18 protein-coding genes are annotated in these 23,592 nt (G+C 43.2%); 7 read left to right on the plus strand and 11 right to left on the minus strand.

Annotation, left to right across the window (positions count from 1 at the left end):
* Nucleotides 1–225 precede the first annotated feature (225 nt).
* Nucleotides 226–1,029: a glycine-rich domain-containing protein gene (locus tag ACTJKG_RS26875; protein ID WP_440740947.1), complete on the plus strand. Its 804-nt coding sequence runs from the start codon at nucleotides 226–228 to the stop codon at nucleotides 1,027–1,029.
* Nucleotides 1,030–1,062: 33 nt separating this feature from the next.
* On the opposite strand, the gene ACTJKG_RS26880 is transcribed toward ACTJKG_RS26875, so the two are convergent.
* From ACTJKG_RS26880 to ACTJKG_RS26895, 4 genes are all read right to left on the minus strand, one after another.
* Complete coding sequence (locus ACTJKG_RS26880) at nucleotides 1,063–2,628, minus strand: hypothetical protein (protein ID WP_172338444.1); 1,566 nt, start codon at nucleotides 2,626–2,628, stop codon at nucleotides 1,063–1,065.
* A 10-nt stretch (nucleotides 2,629–2,638) separates the two neighbouring features.
* Nucleotides 2,639–4,483, minus strand: a complete 1,845-nt coding sequence (locus ACTJKG_RS26885; protein WP_440740948.1) for a glycosyltransferase family 2 protein — start codon at nucleotides 4,481–4,483, stop codon at nucleotides 2,639–2,641.
* Between the two features lie 164 nt (nucleotides 4,484–4,647).
* Nucleotides 4,648–6,732 carry a cellulose biosynthesis cyclic di-GMP-binding regulatory protein BcsB gene (locus ACTJKG_RS26890; protein WP_440740949.1) on the minus strand — a complete coding sequence of 695 codons (2,085 nt, stop codon included), beginning with the start codon at nucleotides 6,730–6,732 and terminating at the stop codon, nucleotides 4,648–4,650.
* A 13-nt stretch (nucleotides 6,733–6,745) separates the two neighbouring features.
* Nucleotides 6,746–8,095 carry a sensor histidine kinase gene (locus ACTJKG_RS26895; RefSeq protein ID WP_440740950.1) on the minus strand — a complete coding sequence of 450 codons (1,350 nt, stop codon included), beginning with the start codon at nucleotides 8,093–8,095 and terminating at the stop codon, nucleotides 6,746–6,748.
* A gap of 119 nt (nucleotides 8,096–8,214) precedes the next feature.
* On the opposite strand from ACTJKG_RS26895, the gene ACTJKG_RS26900 reads away from it, so the two are divergent.
* Nucleotides 8,215–9,300, plus strand: a complete 1,086-nt coding sequence (locus ACTJKG_RS26900; RefSeq protein WP_440740951.1) for a glycoside hydrolase family 5 protein — start codon at nucleotides 8,215–8,217, stop codon at nucleotides 9,298–9,300.
* Nucleotides 9,301–9,884: 584 nt separating this feature from the next.
* Nucleotides 9,885–10,865: an acyl-ACP desaturase gene (locus tag ACTJKG_RS26905; RefSeq protein WP_172338439.1), complete on the plus strand. Its 981-nt coding sequence runs from the start codon at nucleotides 9,885–9,887 to the stop codon at nucleotides 10,863–10,865.
* Nucleotides 10,866–11,272: 407 nt separating this feature from the next.
* Here the strand turns inward: ACTJKG_RS26905 and ACTJKG_RS26910 are convergent, their stop codons facing one another.
* Both ACTJKG_RS26910 and ACTJKG_RS26915 read right to left on the minus strand, forming a co-directional pair.
* Nucleotides 11,273–12,889 (minus strand): mechanosensitive ion channel family protein, encoded by a 1,617-nt coding sequence (locus tag ACTJKG_RS26910; RefSeq protein WP_172338351.1) that lies wholly within the window; start codon nucleotides 12,887–12,889, stop codon nucleotides 11,273–11,275.
* 47 nt (nucleotides 12,890–12,936) lie between these two features.
* A complete protein-coding gene (locus ACTJKG_RS26915; RefSeq protein WP_172338352.1) occupies nucleotides 12,937–13,263 on the minus strand; it encodes a hypothetical protein in 327 nt (108 codons plus the stop codon).
* 325 nt (nucleotides 13,264–13,588) lie between these two features.
* Here ACTJKG_RS26915 and ACTJKG_RS26920 point away from each other — a divergent pair, with 325 nt between their 5' ends.
* Entirely contained in the window at nucleotides 13,589–14,608 is a 1,020-nt protein-coding gene (locus tag ACTJKG_RS26920) for an aldo/keto reductase (protein ID WP_172338353.1), read from the plus strand.
* A 476-nt stretch (nucleotides 14,609–15,084) separates the two neighbouring features.
* Here the strand turns inward: ACTJKG_RS26920 and ACTJKG_RS26925 are convergent, their stop codons facing one another.
* On the minus strand, nucleotides 15,085–15,846 hold the full coding sequence (locus ACTJKG_RS26925; RefSeq protein WP_440740952.1) for a DUF4846 domain-containing protein: 762 nt from the start codon (nucleotides 15,844–15,846) through the stop codon (nucleotides 15,085–15,087).
* Nucleotides 15,843–16,553, minus strand: a complete 711-nt coding sequence (locus ACTJKG_RS26930) for a M23 family metallopeptidase (protein WP_440740953.1) — start codon at nucleotides 16,551–16,553, stop codon at nucleotides 15,843–15,845. The genes ACTJKG_RS26925 and ACTJKG_RS26930 overlap by 4 nt, the downstream gene beginning before the upstream one ends.
* 143 nt (nucleotides 16,554–16,696) lie before the next feature.
* Here ACTJKG_RS26930 and ACTJKG_RS26935 point away from each other — a divergent pair, with 143 nt between their 5' ends.
* A complete protein-coding gene (locus ACTJKG_RS26935) occupies nucleotides 16,697–17,473 on the plus strand; it encodes a hypothetical protein (protein WP_172338356.1) in 777 nt (258 codons plus the stop codon).
* 2 nt (nucleotides 17,474–17,475) lie between these two features.
* Here ACTJKG_RS26935 and ACTJKG_RS26940 read toward each other — a convergent pair whose 3' ends face one another.
* Nucleotides 17,476–18,051: a pentapeptide repeat-containing protein gene (locus tag ACTJKG_RS26940; protein WP_440740954.1), complete on the minus strand. Its 576-nt coding sequence runs from the start codon at nucleotides 18,049–18,051 to the stop codon at nucleotides 17,476–17,478.
* 152 nt (nucleotides 18,052–18,203) lie between these two features.
* Here ACTJKG_RS26940 and ACTJKG_RS26945 point away from each other — a divergent pair, with 152 nt between their 5' ends.
* Nucleotides 18,204–18,398 carry a hypothetical protein gene (locus ACTJKG_RS26945; protein ID WP_172338358.1) on the plus strand — a complete coding sequence of 65 codons (195 nt, stop codon included), beginning with the start codon at nucleotides 18,204–18,206 and terminating at the stop codon, nucleotides 18,396–18,398.
* A gap of 77 nt (nucleotides 18,399–18,475) precedes the next feature.
* Here ACTJKG_RS26945 and ACTJKG_RS26950 read toward each other — a convergent pair whose 3' ends face one another.
* Together ACTJKG_RS26950 and ACTJKG_RS26955 are read right to left on the minus strand one after the other, a co-directional pair.
* On the minus strand, nucleotides 18,476–18,988 hold the full coding sequence (locus tag ACTJKG_RS26950; protein ID WP_172338359.1) for a DUF695 domain-containing protein: 513 nt from the start codon (nucleotides 18,986–18,988) through the stop codon (nucleotides 18,476–18,478).
* A 62-nt stretch (nucleotides 18,989–19,050) separates the two neighbouring features.
* Nucleotides 19,051–22,509 carry a methylmalonyl-CoA mutase family protein gene (locus ACTJKG_RS26955; RefSeq protein WP_172338360.1) on the minus strand — a complete coding sequence of 1,153 codons (3,459 nt, stop codon included), beginning with the start codon at nucleotides 22,507–22,509 and terminating at the stop codon, nucleotides 19,051–19,053.
* A gap of 147 nt (nucleotides 22,510–22,656) precedes the next feature.
* Here ACTJKG_RS26955 and ACTJKG_RS26960 point away from each other — a divergent pair, with 147 nt between their 5' ends.
* Entirely contained in the window at nucleotides 22,657–23,568 is a 912-nt protein-coding gene (locus ACTJKG_RS26960) for a helix-turn-helix transcriptional regulator (protein WP_172338361.1), read from the plus strand.
* Nucleotides 23,569–23,592 lie beyond the last annotated feature (24 nt).

Raw genomic sequence — 23,592 nt, forward strand, 5'->3', positions numbered from 1 at the left:
GCCCGCCAGAGCCGATGGTACTGCGGTAAAACGTGGGAGAGTAGGTCGGTGCCAAATCTTATCATCCAGCAAGGATGTAAAACTTAAAGCCTCAGCATATCGCTGAGGCTTTTTTTGTGTTTATAGCTTTTGCTTAAAAAGATCTAGCCGAATTTTAAGCTAATTCCTGGTCGTTGAACGGCTCATTTCTTTTACTTAGTTTTAAGTCATATATCATTTGATATCATGACACCTGAACAATCACAACTCTGGCAAAAGATCCAAAACTTTCAATTGGATAACCCACAATCAGCATTTAAATTTTCCGATCGCCTTGCACGTGAAAATGGCTGGAATCTGCAATACACATTACGGGTTATAGAAGAGTACAAGAAGTTTATTTTTTTATGCTGTATATCCCAAAATGGAGTTACCCCCTCTGATGCGGTGGACCAGGCCTGGCATCTGCATTTAACCTTTACTCATTCCTACTGGATCGATCTGTGCAGGGATACGCTGCAAACACAGGTCCATCATAACCCAACCAAAGGCGGTGACACAGAAAATACAAAATACGATGGCTATTATACAGATACGAAGCAATTATACAAACAAACATTTGATGGCAATCCCCCTGCCGATATCTGGCCTGCGAATCAGCAGCGTTTTTCCGATATCAATTTTCAACGGGTAAATATCAGTAGATATTGGTTACTAAAAAAGCCGGAAGTGGGTGTACGTACTATTGTGCCTTTACTACTTATATTATGCCTTGGCATTTTTATTCGGGCGTCCTATGGTGCTATGCCGTTGATGTGCATGATCGTGTTGATGATCATTTATGCAATATGGGGTCGGAAGGACAACAAGAAGGGAGATAACAACGGCAATGCAGATAGCGGAGGCTCGGGCTGTACTGCAGACTGGAGTCACAGTAATCATCATAATGGTAGCGACCATCACGGTTGCCATAGCGGCGATAGTGGCTGCAGCAGCGGATGCTCCGGTTGTTCCTTTTCCGGCTGTAGTGGTTGCGGAAGTTCAGACTGAGTTTAATTATTGAATATATTGGCGACGGAGAAATTATTGCGTCGAAACAATTCGGTAAAGGATCCAGTTGTCGGTTTCGTAAACCCGTTGATAGTTTACACCGCTGTTCACTACCTTAATAAGCGGGATGTACCGGTTATTCAACTGGGTATAACCCGTAAATGGATTTTTGGCTGTGGCTATCAGGATATAATCGTTATAGCGGTACGGCGTTTCTATAGCACTTAAAAACAGGTCCTGGTAGGGCAGGGTTAGTTTCTGAATATCATGTGTAAATGCCGCGATGGGGTACGATACAGCATCGTCCATCAATACCCGCGAAGTTTTAGGTAAGCTGTTGATCACATCAGCCAGTTCCATGGTTTCTTCCTGATCTGTATTTGGTTTGCGTGTGGTCAGTGTGGTTATAAAGCGCTTTTCGTCGGTTATTAATGATTGGCTTAGGAAAATATATCCGGTATACAACTGGATCAGTATCACAACAGATAATATCACTTTAAATACCATTTGCCGCTTTACCGTTTGCGCTTTAAATACCAGGCACAGTAATGACAGGATCAGGAAAATGAGATAATACTCATAGTTTAAAAATACCTTATCGTATTTAATGTGCAAAAACTCTATGAATGCAAATGGTGTTAAAATAGTTAAGGCCTGGTAGGTACTCTCCCTGAAAAGATAAATCGCTACCAATATCAACGGACAAAAATAGATCACCCTTAACGATACCATTATGGATAGCTCCGGCAATTGATAATTGGCGCTGGTTGTGGCAATATCAAAGTTAAGCTTATCAACCAGTACGTTCCAGGTGGCATAAGGGCTTTCGATAAAATAGTTGAGGTCGTTAGCATGCGTAAGGTTAAGCAGCTTATAACTGATTACCGAGGCCAGCGGTAAAATAAACAGGATAACGTATATGGCAAATGTTTTATTGATAAGCTTACGACGCAATGACGGACTATTAAAGCTCAAGAACAAACGGAAAATAGATTCCTTTTCGCCCAGGTTTAAGCTTTGCACGGTGATAGCCAGCACTAATGGTACAAAGAATAGCGTAAGCCAGATAAACTTATAATCACAAAAAATAAGTATCACCAAACAGATACTGGCCAGCGAAACGTGAAACGTAGTGTTGGAACGGTAAAATTTAAGCAGGTTAAAAAAGAACAGGAAGAAGAAGGTAAGCACCATATAGATGGATTTTCCGGAACAGGCCGTATATAATAAACCCGGGTGCAGAAAAAACAACAATAAAAGTACGTACAGGTAAAAATCATCTTCAATACGTTTGGTTAACGTGCTGGCAATAATGTAAAATAAAACGGCTGTGCCAATGGCCGATGCTATTACAGGTGCCAGGTAGGGATTGATCCAGCTAAAAATAAAAGTGTTGTAAAAGGGCAGCAAGGGCGATGTTAAACCCATTACTTTAATACGGTTACCCAGGCCCTCGAAAACTATTTTGGTTTTTTCGATGTAAAAAATGCTTTCCTGATTATAGTAACCCAGGTGATTTAAATAAATGCCGATCACCAGGTAGTAAGCGCCAAGTATCAGGGTTAAAATAAAGAGGTATTGATTTTTTGAAAACTTCATTACAATAATCTTATTTAATAACGTTGGTTGGGTTATTAACTTTACTTAATCCGTGATTGGTTTTTTCCCAGTAAAAAGGGTTCACTATTAACTGATACAAGCCCATATATGCCGCTGCCGAGTGCATTAACCAGTAAACCGGGTTGGCAATGGCAAATAATATCAGCTCAAAATACCGGCGTTTAAATACCGCCATCATATTGATATAAATCATCAGGATGTTACCCACCATCAGGTTAAATATCGCCATAAATAATACCCAGTCGGGAAACAGCGAACGGATGGTGGAAAAATCAAATATCAGGTAACTTATAAATATGAATAACAAAAGCGGGTAAGCCAAAAATGTGGCCGATGTACCGCCTATGAAAAAGTTAAAACCCCAGAAACCCCGCCATCCAATTTTTTTAACCAGAGCTGCCGGATTGCGCATATGTACCAGGTAAGTTTGCATATACCCCTTGATCCACCGCGAACGCTGGCGTATCCAGTTAATAGGTTCGTTGTTAGCTTCCTCGTAGGTGGTGGAGTTGATGATGGATATTTTATAACCTTTGGCATAGGCACGTACGCCCAGGTCGGCATCTTCGGTTACGTTGAACGGATCCCAGGCGCCTAATTCTATCAGCGCATCCATTTTAAAGTGGTTACTGGTACCCCCCAGCGGAATAGGGATATCCAGCGTATCCAGTCCCGGCAGCATATAATCAAACCAGTAGGAGTATTCCAGCGTAAACATCCGTGTCAAAAAGTTCTCGTTACGGTTAAAGTAGTTTAGCGCGCTTTGTATACAGATGTAATTTTGCGGCAGTTTGGCAAAAAGGGCTACCACCTTTTTTAGCTGATCGGTATCGGGGATATCCTCGGCATCATAAATAGTGAGGTATTTGCCTTTTGAAAAGTGTAAGCCATAATTACAAGCCTTTGGCTTGGTTTTAGGCATGTGGAAAGGCACCACGATCACTTCAAAAACACCCGGGAAATCCAGGTTTTGAACCGCCTGCAGCGTTTTGTCGTCATCCTCTTCAATCAGCAATTTAATATCCAGCTGTTCGCGCGGGTAATCCAGGCTCTGCAGGTTCCAGATGAGTTTTTTGATCAGCTTATCTTCCTTATAAACCGGCAGCAAAATGGTATAAACCGGCAGGCTGTCTTCCACAATATTCCGTACATCGGTTTTGGTTACCGCCTGGTGCAGTTCAAAACGCGAGCCTATCAAAGCCAGGAACAGTTTAAAAATAATAGCGATCAGGAAAAACAAACTCACAATCACATTGATAATGATGGACGTATTTTTAAAATTCAACACCAGCCCTATGGCTATGATGCTGATAAGAATAAAAATAGTAACCAATTGCGGACTGGTAAAGGTGGTTGATGCCGAGCTGTCTGGATCTCGCCTTAAAAGCTCAAACACGGAGGCCTTAACATATTTTTCGCCAAGCAATTTATGGGTTAACCAGGTAATATCCAGGTCTCTGGCTACAATAATGTGCGGCTCCAGATCATAAGTGAACCTGATAAATTCAATAAACAGTTGGTTGCTCGGATCGCTCATCAGCGTTACTACCTTATTATTCTCGATGCGAAGCGGTAAGGCAATATGATCGTTAGCGAATTTCAGATCGATCTTTTTGAGTATTTCGGTATCAAAAGCTTCTTCCCTTACCGGCGCGAAGGTAAAGCCCGCGTTGGTTAATGAACGTTCGTAGTTTTTACGGGAGATATAACCAAAGTTCAAAGCGATCTTGGTATATGACATGCCCGACCGTTCCGAAAAAAGCTTGATTTTTTCCTGATCGGCTGGCGTAATGAACCCGTCGTTTACCAAAAGTTCAGGAATAGAAATACTCATTGTTTTTTGTTTTAGTATCAAGTAGTTAGTATCAAGTATCAAGTACAGATTTAAAATGTGACGGAAAAATCGTGATACCTGATCTATAGAGTATCAGGTAGTTAGTATAAGGTACCCCAAAGAGTCGTGGTACTTGATACTAACTACTTGATACTAAAGGAGCGTTAATCGTTAAATAACTCCTGTGATTTTTGAACTTTTGAACGCACATACAAGAACGATAGCAATATCAGGATCAATAAGCCCAACAGTATGTACAGGTTGTAATTGTCCCAGAAACGGGTTAAACCGCTTTTGGTATCGATATACTCCAGGTTTTCGCTCGATTTGTTGATGTTGAACAAATATTTGTTGGAGTTAATATCAGATATACAAACGTTGCTGGATAATGTTGAAAGCTGTTCGGTAATGGATTTGGATACTGCTAAAAATGCTTCAGACATGTGCTTCCCGGTTGCTGTAAGTACCAGGGTGGCATTATTGCTGCGCCCGTAAAATATCTGGGCCAGACCATTTGACACGGTATCTGACAGGGAATAAACCGGTGTATGATTATCCGTATTGTACAGGCGGAAATCACGACTAAAGGTAATCGGCGCGTCGGGGAATTCTTTCAGCAACTGATCTTCTTTGGATAGCAGGGCGATAATATTGTATTTTTTAAGCTCATCTGGCGGCATGCTGTCAGAATAAACAAACTCAGGGAAGTTATTGGCATTGATGTTATTATTCAGTTCATAAATAATTTCACCAAGGGCAGCCGCGGTATATTTCGCGTAATCCCTGCTTATTAATACGCGGGTAGTGCCGGTGTTAAAGGCTTCCGGGTACTGGTAAAAGCTCAGGTTGCTGGTGATAAATGGATTTTTTGACTCCAGGTATGATTTATCTACATCAACCTCGGCAAAGAAATTGATGAAACTATCTTTACAATGCCCGTTGGTTGGGAAAAACCTGAATTCTGCTTCCAGCGTATTGTATTTATGGTGCTGGTAACGGTTAATGGTGATAGAGGTATTCAGTTTTCCGGATGCATCCAGTTTTTCGCTGCTGATAAGCAAACCGTTTAGGTAAATATTAAAGAAACCACGGTCGCCTGGGCTTAATCCACTGTAGTTGGCTACAAAATGGATCTCCACTTCTTTTGGTGTAAAGCTAAAGTCGCTGTTTTTAAAGGAGTAGGCACTTTTGAGTGAACCTATGCCCGATAAAAAGTCGCTCACACCGCCAATTTGTTTCAGGGATAATTTAGACCGGTTTTCGTCAATACTTTTAAAGAAGGTATTTTGCGCTTTCTCAATCAGCAGGTAATCGCCGTAAGTTGAATTCAGGATATTCATGTTGCCCAGGGCGGTAATAGCTTTTTCGAAACCATTATCGTCGCCGCCGGTAACAAATAAAATCTCTTTAGAAACGTTTTCCTGGGTCACGGTTTTAACTGGAGTAAGCGTGCCGTTTGGTGCCGCAACCATCCTGGTAATGGTATCAGTAGCTACACCAGCCGATTTGTGCAGATAAAATAAACCCTGGTCACTTTGTGGAGTTACTTTTATCAGCTCGCGCTTGGTAGCAGGCAGGCTTGCTATATTGCCCACCTGTATATAGTTACGTACGCTATCGGGTACTTTACCTTCTTCAAATACCTGGATATTGCGGGTTTGTGTCTTTTTTAACCGGGAGTAGGCCCATGCTACGGCTTTCAGGTCATGCAGACTTGGGTTTGCCGGATAAACGATAGCCTTTTTTGAATCAAAACAGTTGCTGATGTTTACGCCATCGAGCAGGCCTTTACTGTTTTTTAATAACGACAGGTATGAATAATTTTTGATCTTTAACCACATGGCCGGATTATCCAGATCCTTACACTCATCATCGCTGATGGTTAACAGGGTTTTTACCTGTATTTTCAGGAACTTATCGGTCGACAAATCCGCACGGCTCAGGTTCAGGGTAAGTTTTTGGATCGAATCCCTGGTTAACCGGGCGCTGTATGCAGGTTTGTTGTTGATAACCACGTTGATGTATGAACGCTCTTTGATCAAAGCCTGTGAGGGCTCAAAATACAGAACCAGCTTGCTGCCATTCATTTCGGTAAGCGGAGTTATCTTCACATAAAATGAATTGGCGCCGCTCATTCCGTATAGCACATCGTCCTCATGCCCAAGCGATTTAAAAGTTACTATACTTTGTGCTTGCGTTGTTGTATTCAATAAAAATACAAAGGCTAATAGGGCTAAAAATTTATTCATCTGGTTGTAAATATTAATTTATAACGTAAAACTCAACTCTAAAATAATTACCGTTATCGTCACTGCGATAACTTAGTTCGCCGCCCATTTCCTGGGTCATCAATTTGGCGATGGAAAGACCCAAACCAAGGCGGCTTTCATTTGTGCCTGATGTATCATTAAGCGTTTTTAGCTTGTTAAACATCATATCCAGTTCTTTTTGGCCAATGGCTATACCTTCATCAATAATTTCAAAAACAAAGCGTTGACGCTGCAGGCTGGTTACCACCCTGATATCATTATTGGTTTGCGAAAACTTAATGGCGTTTGACAATAAGTTCTGAAATACCTGACCGGCAAATACCCTGTCGAGCCTTACATTAAGAGGCAATTTCAGGATATTATCCGTAAGGTGGATGTTTTTCATCTGCGCGGTTTCATACAAGCCTCTGAAAACGTGTGCTACCTCTACGTTGGCATCAAATATTTCCAGCTTAAACTGCATCTCCGGCGATTCTATCTCCTTCACATCCATCAGCTTGTTGAGCAGGTACTGCATTTTTTCGGCCGACTCAGCTATATAACCTACATACTCCTTTTGATCACTGCTCAGACGATAATCTTCTTCCTTGATCATATTATTGCTCATCACTACAGAGCCAATAAGGTTTTTAAGGTCGTGCCCGGCTATATTGATAAAGCTGTTCTTTTGCCCGTCAATCTTACGCAGTTGTTCATATTGAGCGTCGATCAGGTTGTTTTTGGCATTGATGTCGGCATTTTGTTGTTTGAGCTGCTCGTTTGATTTTTCGATCAGTATTTGCGAGCGCACATCCCTCCGCATCACCTTGTAACGGGTACCCGGGATGATGCACGAAATAATAGCCGTTATAATAAAAAATTGCCCGCCACCCGTACCGATCACGATATCCAGATTGTAATCGCTGAACAGGTTAAAAAATATAGCCAGTAACAGCACAGCTGTCAATACTTCTATAAAGGAGTTAATAGGTTCCCAAAATACCTGCAGGTTAAAAAACAATACAATGGTTGCAAAAACCAGATAGTAAATATTAAGGTTCTGGATCTTTACAATATTACATAAAAGCGCCGATGTTACCGAAAGCATAAAAAAACTGATATGCAGCAGCAAACGATAATCATAATGTTTAGCGGTAAACAAACCATGCAGACCAAATATCAGGGCACTGGTTATTAACCTTACAATAAAAAACTGTATCCAAATTTCCGGAGCGTATACGTAATCAATAATACTAAAAACCGGGTAAAGCAAAATAATGGGCCAAATGATATTATTGGTTTGGAACCACGCTTTTTTGTAGGTCTCTTTTATTAATTCGTCTTTTGCAATTTGAACAAACATTATTCGTTATCTTAAATTGTAATTTAAAATCAAGTTCCGTTTTTGTTATGGTTTTTTATCAAGCTTAGGTTTAAGAGGTGAGAGTCAGAATAATTCCTATTACGCAAATCTTAAACTATTTGTTAATACTCATAGTATCAACTGCTGGCGCTGTTGCAAAAAGCAGTCCAAAAATGCCACAGGTCCGGCAGTTAGCTTTCAAACGGGCACAAAGTCTGAACAATGGCATTAGTATTTCATGGCTGGAGCAAACATGGGTTAAACAAACGTTTGCGGAAGAAGGTTTGAAAAAAAATGATCTCGAATTATTGAAGAAACTAGGCTTTAAAAGCATCAGGTTACCCGTTGCTTTTAGCTGGTTTAAAGAGCAGCATATACCCGATGAAAAAGTGTTTCACCAGATTGACCAGGTGGTGAAACAATGTCACGAGTATGGATTTAAACTGGTAATTGATTACCATTACGGAAAGTTAAATGATACCAATTATTTGGTGGAAACACCTATAATTATTAATCACTGGTTAAAAGTGATAAAACGTTATATCCATACCAACGCTGACGATGTTTTTTTTGAACTGTATAACGAACCGCCCAGAATTGACCCCAAAGTGTGGAAAGACGCGGCCTACAACATAGTAACCGCCATTCGCAAAATTGATAAAAAGCACACCCTCATCATTGGTGCATCTAACTACAACAGTATTTATGAATTGAGCCGTTTTGTTCGCCTGGCCGACGAGAACATCATTTATACCTTTCATTTTTATGAACCCTTTCTTTTTACGCACCAGGGTGCAGCATGGGTGGGCGATCAGGTAGCAACAACCGGGGTATCATTTCCTTATAGTGCGGAAAATTTTCCAGCCCTGAGCCCAAAAGCCCGTGGAACTGCCGGCGAACTCAATTATAACAAGTACAATAAAGATGGTAACGAGCAATCCATTAACGATAAGTTACAAATTGCTAAAACATGGGCCAATAAATACGATGTCCCCATACTATGCGGCGAATACGGTGTTTATAACAAATATGCCGACCTGGACAGTCGCTGCCGCTATATCAAAGCCATGCGGGCCGCCCTTAAACGACTAAACATTCCCGGTATGCTTTGGGATTATAACGGGGCATTCTCCCTGTTTACCGGCAAACCAGCTTTAAGTACGTTGCCGGTTTGTATGAAAGAGGCTATTGGGGTTGTAAGGTAAAGGACAGAGTTTTAATTTGTTTGTCATCCTGAGCGGAGTGAAGGATCTATTCGCCGATTAGACATGGCGCATACCCGCTCTTGGCCGCGGGACGGCCAGTTACTTTGTAGCCACAAAGTAACCAAAGGGCTTTCAGCAGAAATGCTTCTTGGCTGCAGGCCTTTATCCTGCAAAGCGGACAGAACCAGGGCTGCAATTATTTTGCCCTACTTCGTTCCCTCTTTCTCTCCCTTCAGCAAAAACTTGCTATGCCCCGCAACCGCACCGCCCACCTTCGTTCTGTCTGCTTTCAACCGAAGCTTATCTGCTGACGGGAAAATAAATCACTAATTCGCTAAATCATTAATTCAATAATTGTTCCCCCCCTCTATGCGCGAAGCAGAGAGGGGGGGACGAGCGCAGCGATGTCGGGGTGAGTCGTCTGCGGCATCTCCTTATGTATAACAGGAACAAAGATTAAGGCGCAAAGAAAAAGTCCTTGCTCCTGGTTCCCAAAATCTTTACTCCAAAACAATCCTTGTTCCCAAAAATCATTTAACATAATTATTCATTTATTGATTACCTTTGCCAGGTAATATACTGTTATGAAATTTTTTGAAGAAAAACGTCGGGAGGTTATGGAGCATATTGAAAAATATATGCTCGAGAAGATGTTCGAATATTTGAAACCTGTTGATCATATCTGGCAACCATCTGATTTTTTACCCGACTCTACAAGAGATTCATTTTTTAGTGAGATAAAGGAACTACAGGAAAGCGCCCAGGGTTTAAGTTACGACCTGATAGCCGTTTTAATTGGCGACACCATTACCGAGGAGGCCCTGCCTACTTATGAGTCATGGCTTACCATGGTTGAAGGTGTATCCAAAGACGAAGAAGGCGGCTGGATGAAATGGACCCGCCACTGGACAGCCGAAGAAAATCGTCATGGCGATCTGCTCAACAAATACCTTTATCTATCTGGCCGGGTTAATATGCGCATGATGGAGGTATCTACCCAGTACCTGATTGCCGATGGTTTTGATATCGGTACCGGAACCGATCCGTACCGTAACTTTATATACACCTCGTTTCAGGAACTGGCGACAAACGTATCGCACAGACGTGTAGCCTCACAGGCTAAAAAGGATGGTGATACCCTGCTGTCAAAAATGTGTGGTACCATTGCCGGCGATGAAGCCCGCCACGCCAAAGCTTATAAATACTTTATCGAAAAAATATTTGAGGTTGATCCGAGCGAAGCCATGATCGCTTTTGAGGACATGATGCGCAAAAAGATCGTGATGCCTGCTCACTTCCTGCGTGAGGTAGGTTTAAAAGTTGGTCAAACGTTTGGTCACTTTACCGATGCCGCGCAACGCCTGGGTATATATACCGCTATTGATTATGTGGATATACTGAAAGAGCTGATCGAAGACTGGCATATTGAAAGCACTATCGATCTGAATGAAGCCGGCGAAAAAGCCCGCGATTATATCATGAACCTGCCATCGCGCCTGCTGCGTGTTGCCGAACGCATGAAAAACCCCATGCTGGAATACAAATTCAGCTGGATAAACGGATAATTTTCCTTATCAGAAAATATTAAAAGAGGCACCCAATTGGGTGCCTCTTTTGTTTGAATGAGTATACTAAAATTTTGTCATCCTGAGAGTAGCGAAGGATCTGTTATAGAACCATGCATATCGGTTAATAGATGCTTCACTGCGTTCAGCATGACAAACTTTTTGAGGTTGTGGTTTTAAATCTACTTGCGCTCGTTTGCAACGAGTGCTTATTATGGACTGGCGATTGCATCGCCATAGCGTTTAAAACGCTAACCCGCATTAAGCACTCGTTGCAAACGAGCGCAAGGGGCGATTTTTTATATTCGATAATCATTTTTGTCATCCTGAACGGAGTGAAGGATCTATTTAATATTTGAAAAGTTCAACAGTAGATACTTCGTGCCTCAGTATGACAAGCTTTCTTATTAATTTTTCTCTCCCTGTACCTTAAACCCCGGCTTACTATACCCTTCCGGTACATAACCATCCGGAATCTGGATATGGTTACCATCGCGCAGCGCGAAGTAATTTGGCGACATGATCTCGACCCCGGCTTCATTAAACTTATCCTGTATATTCTGGTGCAGCCGGGAATAGATCACCGCCATTTGATTGGATAGTTCGGTATAAGCGTTGAGCTGATAAGCCACGTTAAAATCATTCAGTCCGGTTTGCAATACAAAGGGTTGATGATCGGTAAGGAGAATCCCTTCTGTAGCTTCGGCCGCGCCGATAAGCAGGTTGTGCACCGTTTGCCAGGGCACATCGTAACCAATGGTTATGGTAGTGTTGAGTATCAGTCCCATGGTTTTTGCTACAGTGCTGTAATTGGTGGTATGCCCGCTTAGTATGGTAGCGTTGGGTATGGTGATATCCTCATTTTTAATGGTACGCAAACGGGTTACCAGCAGGTTTTTCTCCACCACATCGCCGGTTACATCGCCCACTTTAATACGGTCGCCAATTTTATAGGGGCGCATATAGGTGAGCACAATGCCCGATACCATATTGGATATGGCCGATGATGAACCCAGCGAAAACAGGATGCCCAGAAATACGGTAACCCCCTGAAATACTTTCGAGTCCGATCCCGGCAGATAGGGAAATATCACCACAAACATAAACGCGAACAACAGTACCCGGATAATATTATAAGTGGGCATGGCCCATTCAGGGTAAAAACCGTTGATGGTAATGGCGCCCTGCGCAATTTCGTTGGCTATGAATTTCACCAGCTTAACGATGTACCGGGTAACCACATAAATCACCACGATGGTAAGCAGGTTGGGGATGTAATGCACAATGGATAGTACAATACTTTTAAAAGGATCAACAATATAGCTGAGCAGCTGCACCGCGATAGGTTTTGACGCCGGAAAAATAAAAAACAACACCGGCAGCGCCAGGTAAACCAGCAAAATGATGAGTATAAAACGCCCGATGCGCAGCAGGCCGGTAACCAGTGGCAATAAACGTTTGGCGTAGGCAACGGGGGCGCCTTGTGCCGCCAGTTTATCCATCCGGTTTTCCCAGGCTTTTAAAGTTTTGAGTTTTACCCAGCGCGAACCTTTGTTAAGTGCCCATATTAAAACAATAAGCAGCAGTACCACCGCTACCGCTTCCAGGATATTGATAACCACCTGTTTGGTGCTGCTGTTAGTAAAATAATTACCCAGTTTCTTTTTCAAAATGGCCAGGTAACTGGCTGCCAGCTGCGGGCGGTTAAGCTCAGAATAGGTAGCATCCTTATTGTTAATAGCCAGGATAATTTGCGAATTATAGGCGATCACCGAAACCGAGGTGTCGTTTTTTAACGTGAGCGAATCGGCATTAAAATCGATGCGGTTAACCAGTGCCTCTATACGTTTGGTAACCACTTCGGCCCGCTCCGCAGGTTCAAACAAGCCCTGGCCAGTATAAAATGTAAATAGCGTATCGCGGTTGATGATAACGGGGTAACCTTTGGCATCAGGCACCTTTTGGGCCCGGGCAGTAAAGGCTGCAAATAAAAATACGATGAACAGGTAATAACTTTTAGGCATAACAGGCAGATTTTCTGTTAAATCTAAAAATTATATTTCAATTCTTTTTAGCCTTCCTGTACCAGGTCGGTGCCATTCTCGCCCGATAAATCATTGAACAGATCATTCAGTATCGATTCAATAGTTAATGAATTTACATCATCTACATAATGTTCAGACCGGGTTATCCATAGCTCGGTGCCATTTATGGTGAGGTTGAACAGGAAACCTTCGTATACTTTAGGTCCGTTTATTTCGATGGAGCCGTTTTTTTGTTCGACAGTAAAATCAATATCGCTTTGCCTGCGTTCATGAAAAAGCGGGTTAAGTTTTTGCAGCAACAGGTCGTGCAGCTCCTGTATTTTGATGGGTTTATGTAGGGTGATGATCTTCATGGCAATAGATTTATATTTAAAGTACAAGTCGGCATCGCTTATTGTTTGTTGTAATATTAAAGCGATATTTAAAGCGCGGGAGACGATTTACCCTGGCGTTGCTTCGCTCGCCATCCCTCTCTTCGCCTGCGGCGGAAAGAAGGAATTTGAAAAATGATAAAAAACGCGTCATTGCGAGCGCAGCGTGGCAATCCCCGATGGGCAGAGCCGCTCTGTAAGCAGGGGATTGCCACGTCGTTCCTCCTCGCAATGACGGGTGGGGAAACTTCGCCGCAGGCGGGGTGAGTCGTTTCGGCGTTAATAAAAACGAATAAAAATACACACCATGAATTACAAATTACTGGGCCGTTCGGGCCTTAAAGTTTCAGAATTATGTTTGGGCACCATGGGGTTTGGCACCGAAGCCGGCTGGGGTGCTGATAAAGACACCAGCTTTGCCATTATGGATGCCTACGCCAATGCCGGCGGCAACTTTTTGGATACAGCCAATATTTACAAACTGGGCACCAGCGAAAAGATCATTGGTGATTATATGAGCCATCACGACCGCGATTACTTTGTGCTGGCTACCAAGTATACGCTTAAAGATAATACCACCAACCCCAATGCATCGGGCAATAGCCGTAAAAACATGATGCGCAGCGTAGAGGAAAGCCTGAAGCGACTGAAAACCGATTTTATTGATGTGCTTTACCTGCACATCTGGGACGATATTACACCTATAGACGAGGTATTACGCGGCATGGACGACTTGATTAAACAAGGCAAAATAAACTACGCTGCCATCAGCGATACACCGGCCTGGGTGGTAGCCAAAGGCAATACCCTGGCCGAACTGATGGGCTGGAGTCAGTTTATCGCTTTACAGGTAGAGTACAGCCTGCTGGCCCGCACCGCCGAGCGCGAACTGATACCGATGGCCAAACATTTTGGCATGACGGTTACGCCATGGGCACCTTTAGCCGGTGGCGCGTTGACAGGCAAATACCTGCGGGGCGACAAGGGCCGCATCAAGCCCGAAAGCAAACGTTTGAATAGTCGTGCCGAAGCCATAACCAAAGTGGTGGTAGAAATTGCTCAGGAGCTGGGCGTATCAGAAAGCCATGTGGCGCTCAACTGGACCCGTCAGCAAGGTTTTTCCTGCATCCCGATAGTAGGTGCCACCAAGGTTGATCAACTACTGGATAACCTGAAAACGGTAGAGGTTGCCCTAAACGATGACCAATTAAAAAGACTGAACGATGCCAGCGCCATAGAACTCGGTTTCCCCGGCGACTTTTTTAAGGAGGAAGGCGTAAGGGCAAATACTTTCGGCGGATTTTATGATAAGGTAGAGAAGAGGTAAAGAGCAGGCTGTAGACGACGCACCCCATTTGCGCTACGCTGGACGGCCCTCTCTTCGCCTGCGGCGGAAAGAGGGTGAGGAAAACATCCAATTGTCATGCTGAGGAACGAAGCATCTATTGTTGAACTTTTCATAGGCAGAATAGATCCTTCGCTCCGCTCAGGATGACAATTGATTTAGGTGCTTTAATATTCACCCAAAAATTTGGTGTATTTATATAAATCTAAACAGCCCGGCTTCGTCCCAAGATACCCGGGCTGTTTGGTTTAAGACAAAGCAGTCCAAAAACAGCTGTTGGGTATGTGGTTATTTGACCATTAATTTTGAAAACTTTTTAAAGTTTTCAAAACGGGTAAAAACAGAGCTAAAATTTGTTAAAATCGATATTTTCCGATCGTTTTTGAAACGTTTTTAGCCTGTTTTCGACACGTAATTTGTTAAAATTTAAGGTTTAAAAAGTTTTTTGGCGATGAATATTAATCAAAGCGTTTCAAATATTCCTGGCTGATGAGTTCGCCATAAGGGATACCACTTTTTTTATCAAGACTGAACCAGGGGTCGCCGTTTTCCTGGAGCACCTGGATATTTTGTGCAGGCATAAAACTTTGCGCCAGCAGGAATTTTTTGTGGTGGCGGGCATCTTCTGCCACGTTCAGCACAATAAAACAATGTCCTGGCGAACCACCCCTGATAAAAACATCACCCGCTTTAAGTTCATTGGGATCGCTTACTTTTTTGAGTTCTTTTTGTAGCGACAAAGTACCCGCATAGCTGAAAATCAGGTTCATATAACGCAGGAAGTTGGGGTAGCTGTAGTCCTTTTTGGCTTTCAACGCCCAATGCTCGTTGCTGTAGCGGTAACCATCGGCATAGTGCACAAAATCGCATTTGAAACCGCTGGTGAAGTTAAAGGTGATGGCCTTATAGTTCTTTTGCTGATAAAGATATTCGCTGCGCAGGCGCATTACGGCATCAGCACATTGCTGCAGGTCCTGTGTACCTACGCTCATATCTACAATGGCTGCGGTATACAGGTTGGTGCGGGCAATATCGCCTTTATAAGTACGCGCGGGTGTACCTGTCGGTTTAAGTGCAAGCGCCTGTAGCCAGGCTCCAAAACTACCCGGCGATGCAATTACTTGTTGAAAACCTGCAGGGGCTTTAAAACGGCTTGAAACATGATCTGGTTTGGCTATACCTATAAAAAATAAACTCAGCAGCAGGATGAAAGCTTTCATATGGTTTTGGCTTTTTTCAATTGTAAATAAGGGTTATAGGGTACAGGTAGATCATCCACTAAATGAAACGCCGAAAAATGCAGGTGTGTGGGTGACCGTTTTTTGTAGGCATTATAACCTGTACGACCCACCTCGGCAATCTTTTGACCCTGTTTTACCTCGTCGCCGGGTTTTACAAAAATGACCTGGTTATGAGCGTAATAGGTAAAAATGTTTTGTGCCGGATGATATACCCAGATGAATTTACCACCACGGAGGTTGCTTGATGGTGCCCATTCGTTAATGCAGGCTATTACAATGCCATCGCCCACCGCCAATACATCAACCGGTTGATGGGTGCGATCATCGAGGCAGTCCTGGTTACGATCGTTTATAAAAATATCATGGGCAGGGTGTGCCGCGTGTTTATTGCCATCCAGGTAGTGATAGCCCTTGTCGGAGTATCCGTTGCCGTTGGTTCCGCCTATGGCATTGCTTTTATAGCCTTTGAGTGGGAACGTCCAGCCAGATGATGATGATTTATCAGCGACTTTTTTAAGTTGCTCTATTAATGGTTTGAATTGGGCGGCTGCATCCTGTCTTTTTATAGAGCCGTTTAAAATAGCCGTATTTAAAGTGTTGATATTATTGCAGATGGTTTTGACATCCTGTGCTTTTGATGCGACAGAGATACATAAAACACTAAACAGCAGGATGAGATTCTTCATAATTTATAACCCATTAATTTTACGGAAATTGTAAACGCCCTGAGAATTATTCGCTCAACAATTACTTTTACAAACGTATTTCCAATACCGGCAAACAATATCGTGTTTTAATTTATTATAATAGTTTAAACAGAAACCTTAACATGTATTCATTATCCTTAGAAGCTACCATCGTCATTTTTATTATAGGGGGCATCCTTTTACTCATCCTGTTGCTTGGTCTGATATTTTCTGTTGTGATCCTTGCGAGGCAGAGGAGAAGTCGTGGCCTGGAGATCACCGCGTGGATATTTAACTCCCTGTGGTTTATTTTGGATATGATCCTGGTAGGAGCGGGGGTTTTCAGAAAGGCAGATTATCCGAATTTTTTTATTTTTCCAATATTATTAACCTATTTTTTATTGTGCCAATACCGGGCAAATATCAGTTTGGGGCAAAGTCTCAAAGTATGGTATATGGCTAAAACCAGTATTATTCTCATCGCGTTTTATCAGCTTAATTCTCAGATCACCAATTTAATATACGGGCGATTTTATGAAACGCTGCAAAAAATGCATTTGCTGATGCTGATACCTATAGTTAACCTGGTAATTGCATTGCTGATAAGTTCTATTGCCGCGTTTAAGTACCTGAAAAGAACAGGGCAACCATTGATCAATACCGAGGTACTGAAAAATACAGCCATTTTCCTCATCTGCGTATATATAAGTGCTGATATAGCAGGAAGGATAATAGGCTTTATTGATATCTGGGGATTAGGGGATATCAGGGATATGTATATCACTAAAATATATTTTAATGCCAGGAGTATTTTGATGACCATAGGATACACTTTAATATGTACCCTGTTAGGCACTTTAATAGCGGGTTATAGTTACCTCAGTGCTGCAAAAAAAGATAAAGCGGAGTTACCTGTCTGATCTTAGCCTTCTATTTTAATATCGTATTTGCCCAACAGGCCCGGCAGTCCGTGTAAAGAGAATTGCGCCTTTTTGATCATATTATCATCCGGGTCGATCATAAAATTATAAGAGCTGCGCAGATCGGCCCCTTTTAATATGGTACGACTAAAAAATGCCCTGTTCTGGTTGCAATTAATCAATTTGGCATCGGTAAGGTCGCATTCGGTCAAATCGGTTTCCACCATGGAGCATTCGTTGAATTTTGCTTTTTTGTTTTTCTTTTGGTAAAAAACGGCATTATCCAGGATGCAATGCTCAAAATGAGCCTCGAATAAAAAATCGCGGGCTTTGCTAAAATTTACACCGCTTAACTTGCAATGTTTAAAGGTAATATTTTGAAAACCGGTGTTGCTTACATCAACTAACGACAGGTTGCAATCCTGAAATGTACAATCGATAAAAACCATACTGTATAGATTGGCATAGGAAAGATCACAGTTGATAAACCTGCAATTTTCATATGTACGGTCGCGACCGGTAAGCTGGTCGGCAGGTATTTTGGTAAAAATTTTATCTTCCTGATGGTTGGCTTGCATAGGGCAAATTTAAGTTTCTTATGCCACGTTTAATCATTTTGCATTCGTTTTAAAAATGGGAATTCTTTTCATGAAACCAGATATTAATTATTATATATAATAATTATATTTGATATATATGCTTGATTTTTAACCACTAAAAAAACATTCTTATGAAAAAATTACAACTAAAAGCTTTAGAGCTTGGTGCAACGGGTGCGCTTTCAAGAAACCAAATGGGAAAAATTATGGGTGCCGGACCTGGAATTGGCCATTTGCCGGTATGCGATGGATGTTGCCCAACCCGTCCTTGCGTGTTTCCTGCGGGCATGCTGTGCCCTGCGGTAGTATGCCCGCAAACTGCATAATAGTATTACCAAAAGTTTTAAAAGCCCGGTAACACCGGGCTTACTATTAATAAGGCAGTAAGTGAATTAAAGTAAAGTTATTTAAGCAGATGCTGAACTGTAGACCAATGAGGGTCCTGTTCTATCTTATACGCGAAACCGCGGGTTATACCTTTCTTATTAACCTGTGATTGAAGATAGTTAGCTGCTTTTTTAGGATCGTCAAGATAAATATAGATGTCCAAAAAGCTGTCGTTATATAAATGACCTATATAATGTGCTGTAGCAAGTTTTTTTATTTCGGCAAGAAGCTGATCCTCGAATTTATTGGCTATATCTGATTCTGCCTTGATGGGCAAGCCATTTTTACTGACGTTTTTTAGCTCCAACGCTATATTGATAGTTAGACACCAGGGGTATTGAGCTTTTTTATCATAATTTTTGTATGCCATGTTTACCGATCCCACAACAGGTTTACCGTTTTGAAGTTTTGCTTCAACAACAGAGAATTTTTCGGGTGGAAATTGGGCGTTTTTATTTTGTGCTTTGCTATTGGTACCGATCAGTAGTACAAATAAGATTGTCAGAATGAGATAAGGTACGGATTTCATGTTTCTAAGATAGGATTAGGATAGCAGGATAAAAATAGGTTTTTGAAATTTTAAGCTCAGTCCTACATATTCCTCCGGTACTGTCCTCCAACCTCATACAAAGCGTGGCTGATCTGTCCGAGTGAGCAATATTTGCAGGCCTCCATCAGGCTTTCAAAAATATTGTCGCCGGCAATGGCAGCATGCTGCAAGGCTTTAAGCAGTTCCGGAATGCGGTCCTGGTTACGCTGCTGAAAGGAGTGCAGGGCTTCTATCTGATATTGCTTTTCATCCTCAGTCGCACGGATCACTTCGGCAGGTACTATAGTAGGCGATCCTTTTTTGTTCAGAAAAGTATTAACCCCAATGATGGGATATTCGCCGTTGTGTTTCAGGGTTTCATAATACAATGATTCTTCCTGGATCTTGCCGCGCTGGTACATGGTTTCCATAGCGCCTAACACGCCACCACGTTCATTAATGGCCTTAAATTCGGTCAACACAGCTTGTTCCACCAGATCGGTAAGTTCCTCTATGATGAAAGCGCCTTGAATAGGATTTTCATTTTTAGCCAGGCCGAGTTCCCGGTTGATGATGAGTTGTATAGCCATGGCCCGCCTAACTGATTCTTCGGTAGGGGTAGTAACGGCCTCGTCATAAGCGTTGGTATGCAGCGAGTTGCAGTTATCATAAATGGCATAAAGTGCCTGTAACGTAGTGCGGATATCATTAAAATCGATCTCCTGGGCATGCAATGACCGTCCGCTGGTTTGGATGTGGTATTTAAGCTTTTGCGAACGATCGTTCCCCTTGTATTTATTTTTAATGGCCTTTGCCCAGATGCGCCTGGCCACACGACCGATCACCGAATATTCCGGATCGATACCATTACTGAAAAAGAACGACAGGTTGGGCGCGAAATCATCAATATGCATACCCCGGCTCAGGTAATATTCTACGTAAGTGAATCCATTAGACAGGGTGAAGGCCAATTGCGTAATAGGATTGGCCCCGGCTTCGGCAATATGATAGCCCGATATAGACACCGAGTAAAAGTTGCGCACTTTTTCCCTGATAAAATACTGCTGCATATCGCCCATCATGCGCAGGGCAAATTCTGTTGAGAAAATACAGGTATTCTGCGCCTGGTCCTCCTTTAATATATCGGCCTGTACCGTACCACGAACGGTAGAAATAGCGTAGGCTTTTATTTTTTCATAAACATCGGCAGGCAGCACCTGGTCGCCGGTAAGGCCCAGCAGCAGGAGGCCGAGGCCATTATTGCCGGGAGGTAAAAGAGCCTCACCTCTGGAGAGGGTTGGGGTGAGGGTTTTATATCCCGGTCTTTCCAACCCCTTATCATCATACAGCTCTTTAAATTTGGCTTCTACCAGATGTTCTAAACCATGTTCTTTGATATATTTTTCGCATTGCTGGTCAATGGCGGCGTTCATAAAAAAGCCGAGCAGCATGGGGGCCGGTCCGTTGATGGTCATGGATACTGAGGTAGATGCCGCGCAAAGATCAAAGCCTGAGTACAGTTTTTTGGCATCATCCAATGTGGCAATGCTTACGCCAGAGTTGCCTATTTTGCCATAAATATCTGGCCGGGTATGCGGGTCTTCGCCATACAGGGTAACGGAATCAAAAGCGGTAGATAAGCGGTGTGCTGGCTGACCAAGCGATACATAATGAAAGCGCTTATTGGTACGTTCGGGGCCGCCCTCGCCTGCAAACATGCGGGTAGGGTCCTCGCCCTCGCGTTTCAGCGGGAATACACCTGCCGCGTATGGGAATTCGCCGGGTACATTTTCGGTTAGCAGCCACCGTAATACATCGCCCCAAGCCTCATAACGGGGCAAAGCGATCTTGGGGATTTGCAATTGCGACAATGATGTATAGTATAAAGGTTGCTTAATCTCCTTATCGCGCACTTTATAGATGAAGTTTTCGGCCTTGTATTTTTTAACCGTTTCGGGCCATTCTTTAAGCAGTCGTTTACATTCGGGATGAAGCTGAGCTTCCAAATGAGCAAACACCTCGCCTAAACCCTCTCCAAAGGAGGAAACTTTGCCCTGTTGGTTTTTGTCCTTACTCCTTGTTCCTTGCTCCAATGTCTGACCGAGCTCGATCACCCCCTTTACCTGGAATAACTGTTGGGCAACCTTGCATTGTTCATTTACCCAATCGTCATAAGCTTTGCTGCTTTCGGCAATTTCGGCCAGATATCGGTTACGATCGGGCGGGATGATGTAAATTTTTTCTGACTCTTCCGCACCCGGCACTGGCAACCCGCTCCCCGCACCTGAAAGCAGGTCAACCCCGGTTTTAGCCTTGATCGTTTTCATCACCGCGGCAAACAGGGTATTCATCCCCGGATCATTAAACTGCGAAGCCATGGTGCCATATACAGGCAGGTCATCATCCTTGGCATTAAATAGTTGGTGGTTTCGTTTATACTGCTTTCGTACATCGCGGATGGCATCCAGGGCGCCGCGTTTATCATATTTGTTAAGGGCCACCAGGTCGGCAAAATCCAGCATGTCTATCTTTTCCAATTGGGTGGCTGCACCAAATTCCGGGGTCATCACATAGAGGGACACATCGCAGTAATCGGTGATCATGGTGTCCGACTGGCCAATGCCCGAGGTTTCTACAATGATCAGATCAAAACCTGCCGCTTTGCAAATGTCAATGCTCTCCTGCACATGTTTGGATAAGGCCAGGTTAGCCTGGCGTGTAGCGAGTGAACGCATGTATACCCGTGGATTATTGATCGCATTCATGCGGATACGATCGCCCAGGAGTGCCCCACCGGTTTTTCGTTTGGAGGGATCCACCGAAATAATAGCCAGCGTTTTATCCGTAGCCATCAAAAAACGACGCACAATTTCATCTACTAACGACGATTTACCCGAACCACCGGTGCCGGTGATGCCAAGAACAGGTGACGGGTTGCGGGTTGCCTGTTGCCCATAACTCGCAACACGATCCTCGTAATCGGCGGCGTGTTTTCCGTTCTCCGCCATACTGATCAGCCTGGCAATAGCGCCGGGATCTTTTTCGGGCAGCTGGTCCATTTCGCCGTTGAGGTGGGTAACCGTTGGGAAATCGCATTGCTGCAGCATATCATTGATCATGCCCTGTAAACCCATGGTACGGCCATCATCAGGCGAGTAGATACGACTGATGCCATAAGCCTGCAGTTCTTCGATCTCCTGCGGCAGGAACACCCCGCCGCCACCGCCAAATATTTTGATATGACCCGCGCCGCGTTCGGCCAGCAGATCATGCATATATTTAAAATATTCCAGGTGACCGCCCTGGTAACTGGTAAGCGCTATGCCCTGTACATCCTCCTGTATGGCACAGTTCACCACCTCGTCAACCGATCGGTTATGGCCCAGATGTATCACCTCGGCACCGCTGCTTTGCAGTATACGGCGCATGATGTTGATAGTGGCATCATGCCCGTCAAACAACGAAGCCGCTGTTACAAAACGGATCTTGTACCGGGATTGATATGGAGCTGTGTTTTCCATGAAAATAGATAATTGGTCAACACAAATTTAGCAATTGTTTTGAAGTGAATGCTATGCATGCATAATAAATTCAGGCTTTGGCCCAAGCAGGTTGCTCAGTATTTAAAGCATAATCGTTATCTTGCATGAACGTTACATTTTACCTATATGTATTTTACCAGTTTGCCAGATCATACCAAACCGGATTTTGATGAGCAGTTGCATTTCAGCAAGTTCAAAAAACATAATATCGTTTTTAACGCGCTGAGCAGTTATTGCCATTGTGATAATCATGTGGGTTGTCTGTCTTTCAAAACAGTACTCAGTAGCGAGGAATGGTATGGTATCAGTAACCGAAAGGTAGCCATAAGGCCCGGGCAATTCCTGATACTGAACGACGATCAAAATTATTCCTGCCATATTGATACTCATGAAAGCGTAAGGTGCCTGTCGGTCTTTTTTAAGAAGGAATTTGCGTCGTCGGTATTTTATGATGCGCTGCATGGAACCGAAATATCATTGGATGATCCTTTTAACCATGATAAAAATACACTTGAGTTTTTCCAGAACCTAAGTCATATCGACCTTGAATTACAGGTGCAATTGTTTGGCTTGATAAGCGAATTAGAATCCGAAGGTTACAATAATACACTGATGGACGAACGCCTGGTATTTTTGCTGCGACATCTCATCCAAACCCATAAAGCCGAGGCAAAACATGCCGGTAAGGTAAATGCCCTTAAAGCAAGTACGCAAAAAGAAGTGTACAAGCGCTTATGCATTGCCAAGGACGTGCTGCATTCTTCGTACATGGATAATCCAGATCTGGATATGTTAAGCAGTGCTGCCTGCCTGTCGGTATCGCAACTGGTAATGCAATTTAAAGCAGTTTTTCAGATAACACCCCATCAATACCTCATCCGGCTAAAGCTTGAGCGTGCCGCCGAACTATTACGGTTGACCAATAAACCCGTACACGAAATAACCTGGTTATGCGGATTTGAAAATGTGAGCGCCTTTTGCCGTGCGTTTAAATCGGCACATGGTGTACAGCCGCTGAGCTTAAGAAAATGCGCTTAGAAATTGAGCATTTCTGCACACATC

Source organism: Mucilaginibacter sp. 22184 (assembly GCF_052045695.1).
Taxonomy (GTDB): Bacteria; Bacteroidota; Bacteroidia; order Sphingobacteriales; family Sphingobacteriaceae; genus Mucilaginibacter.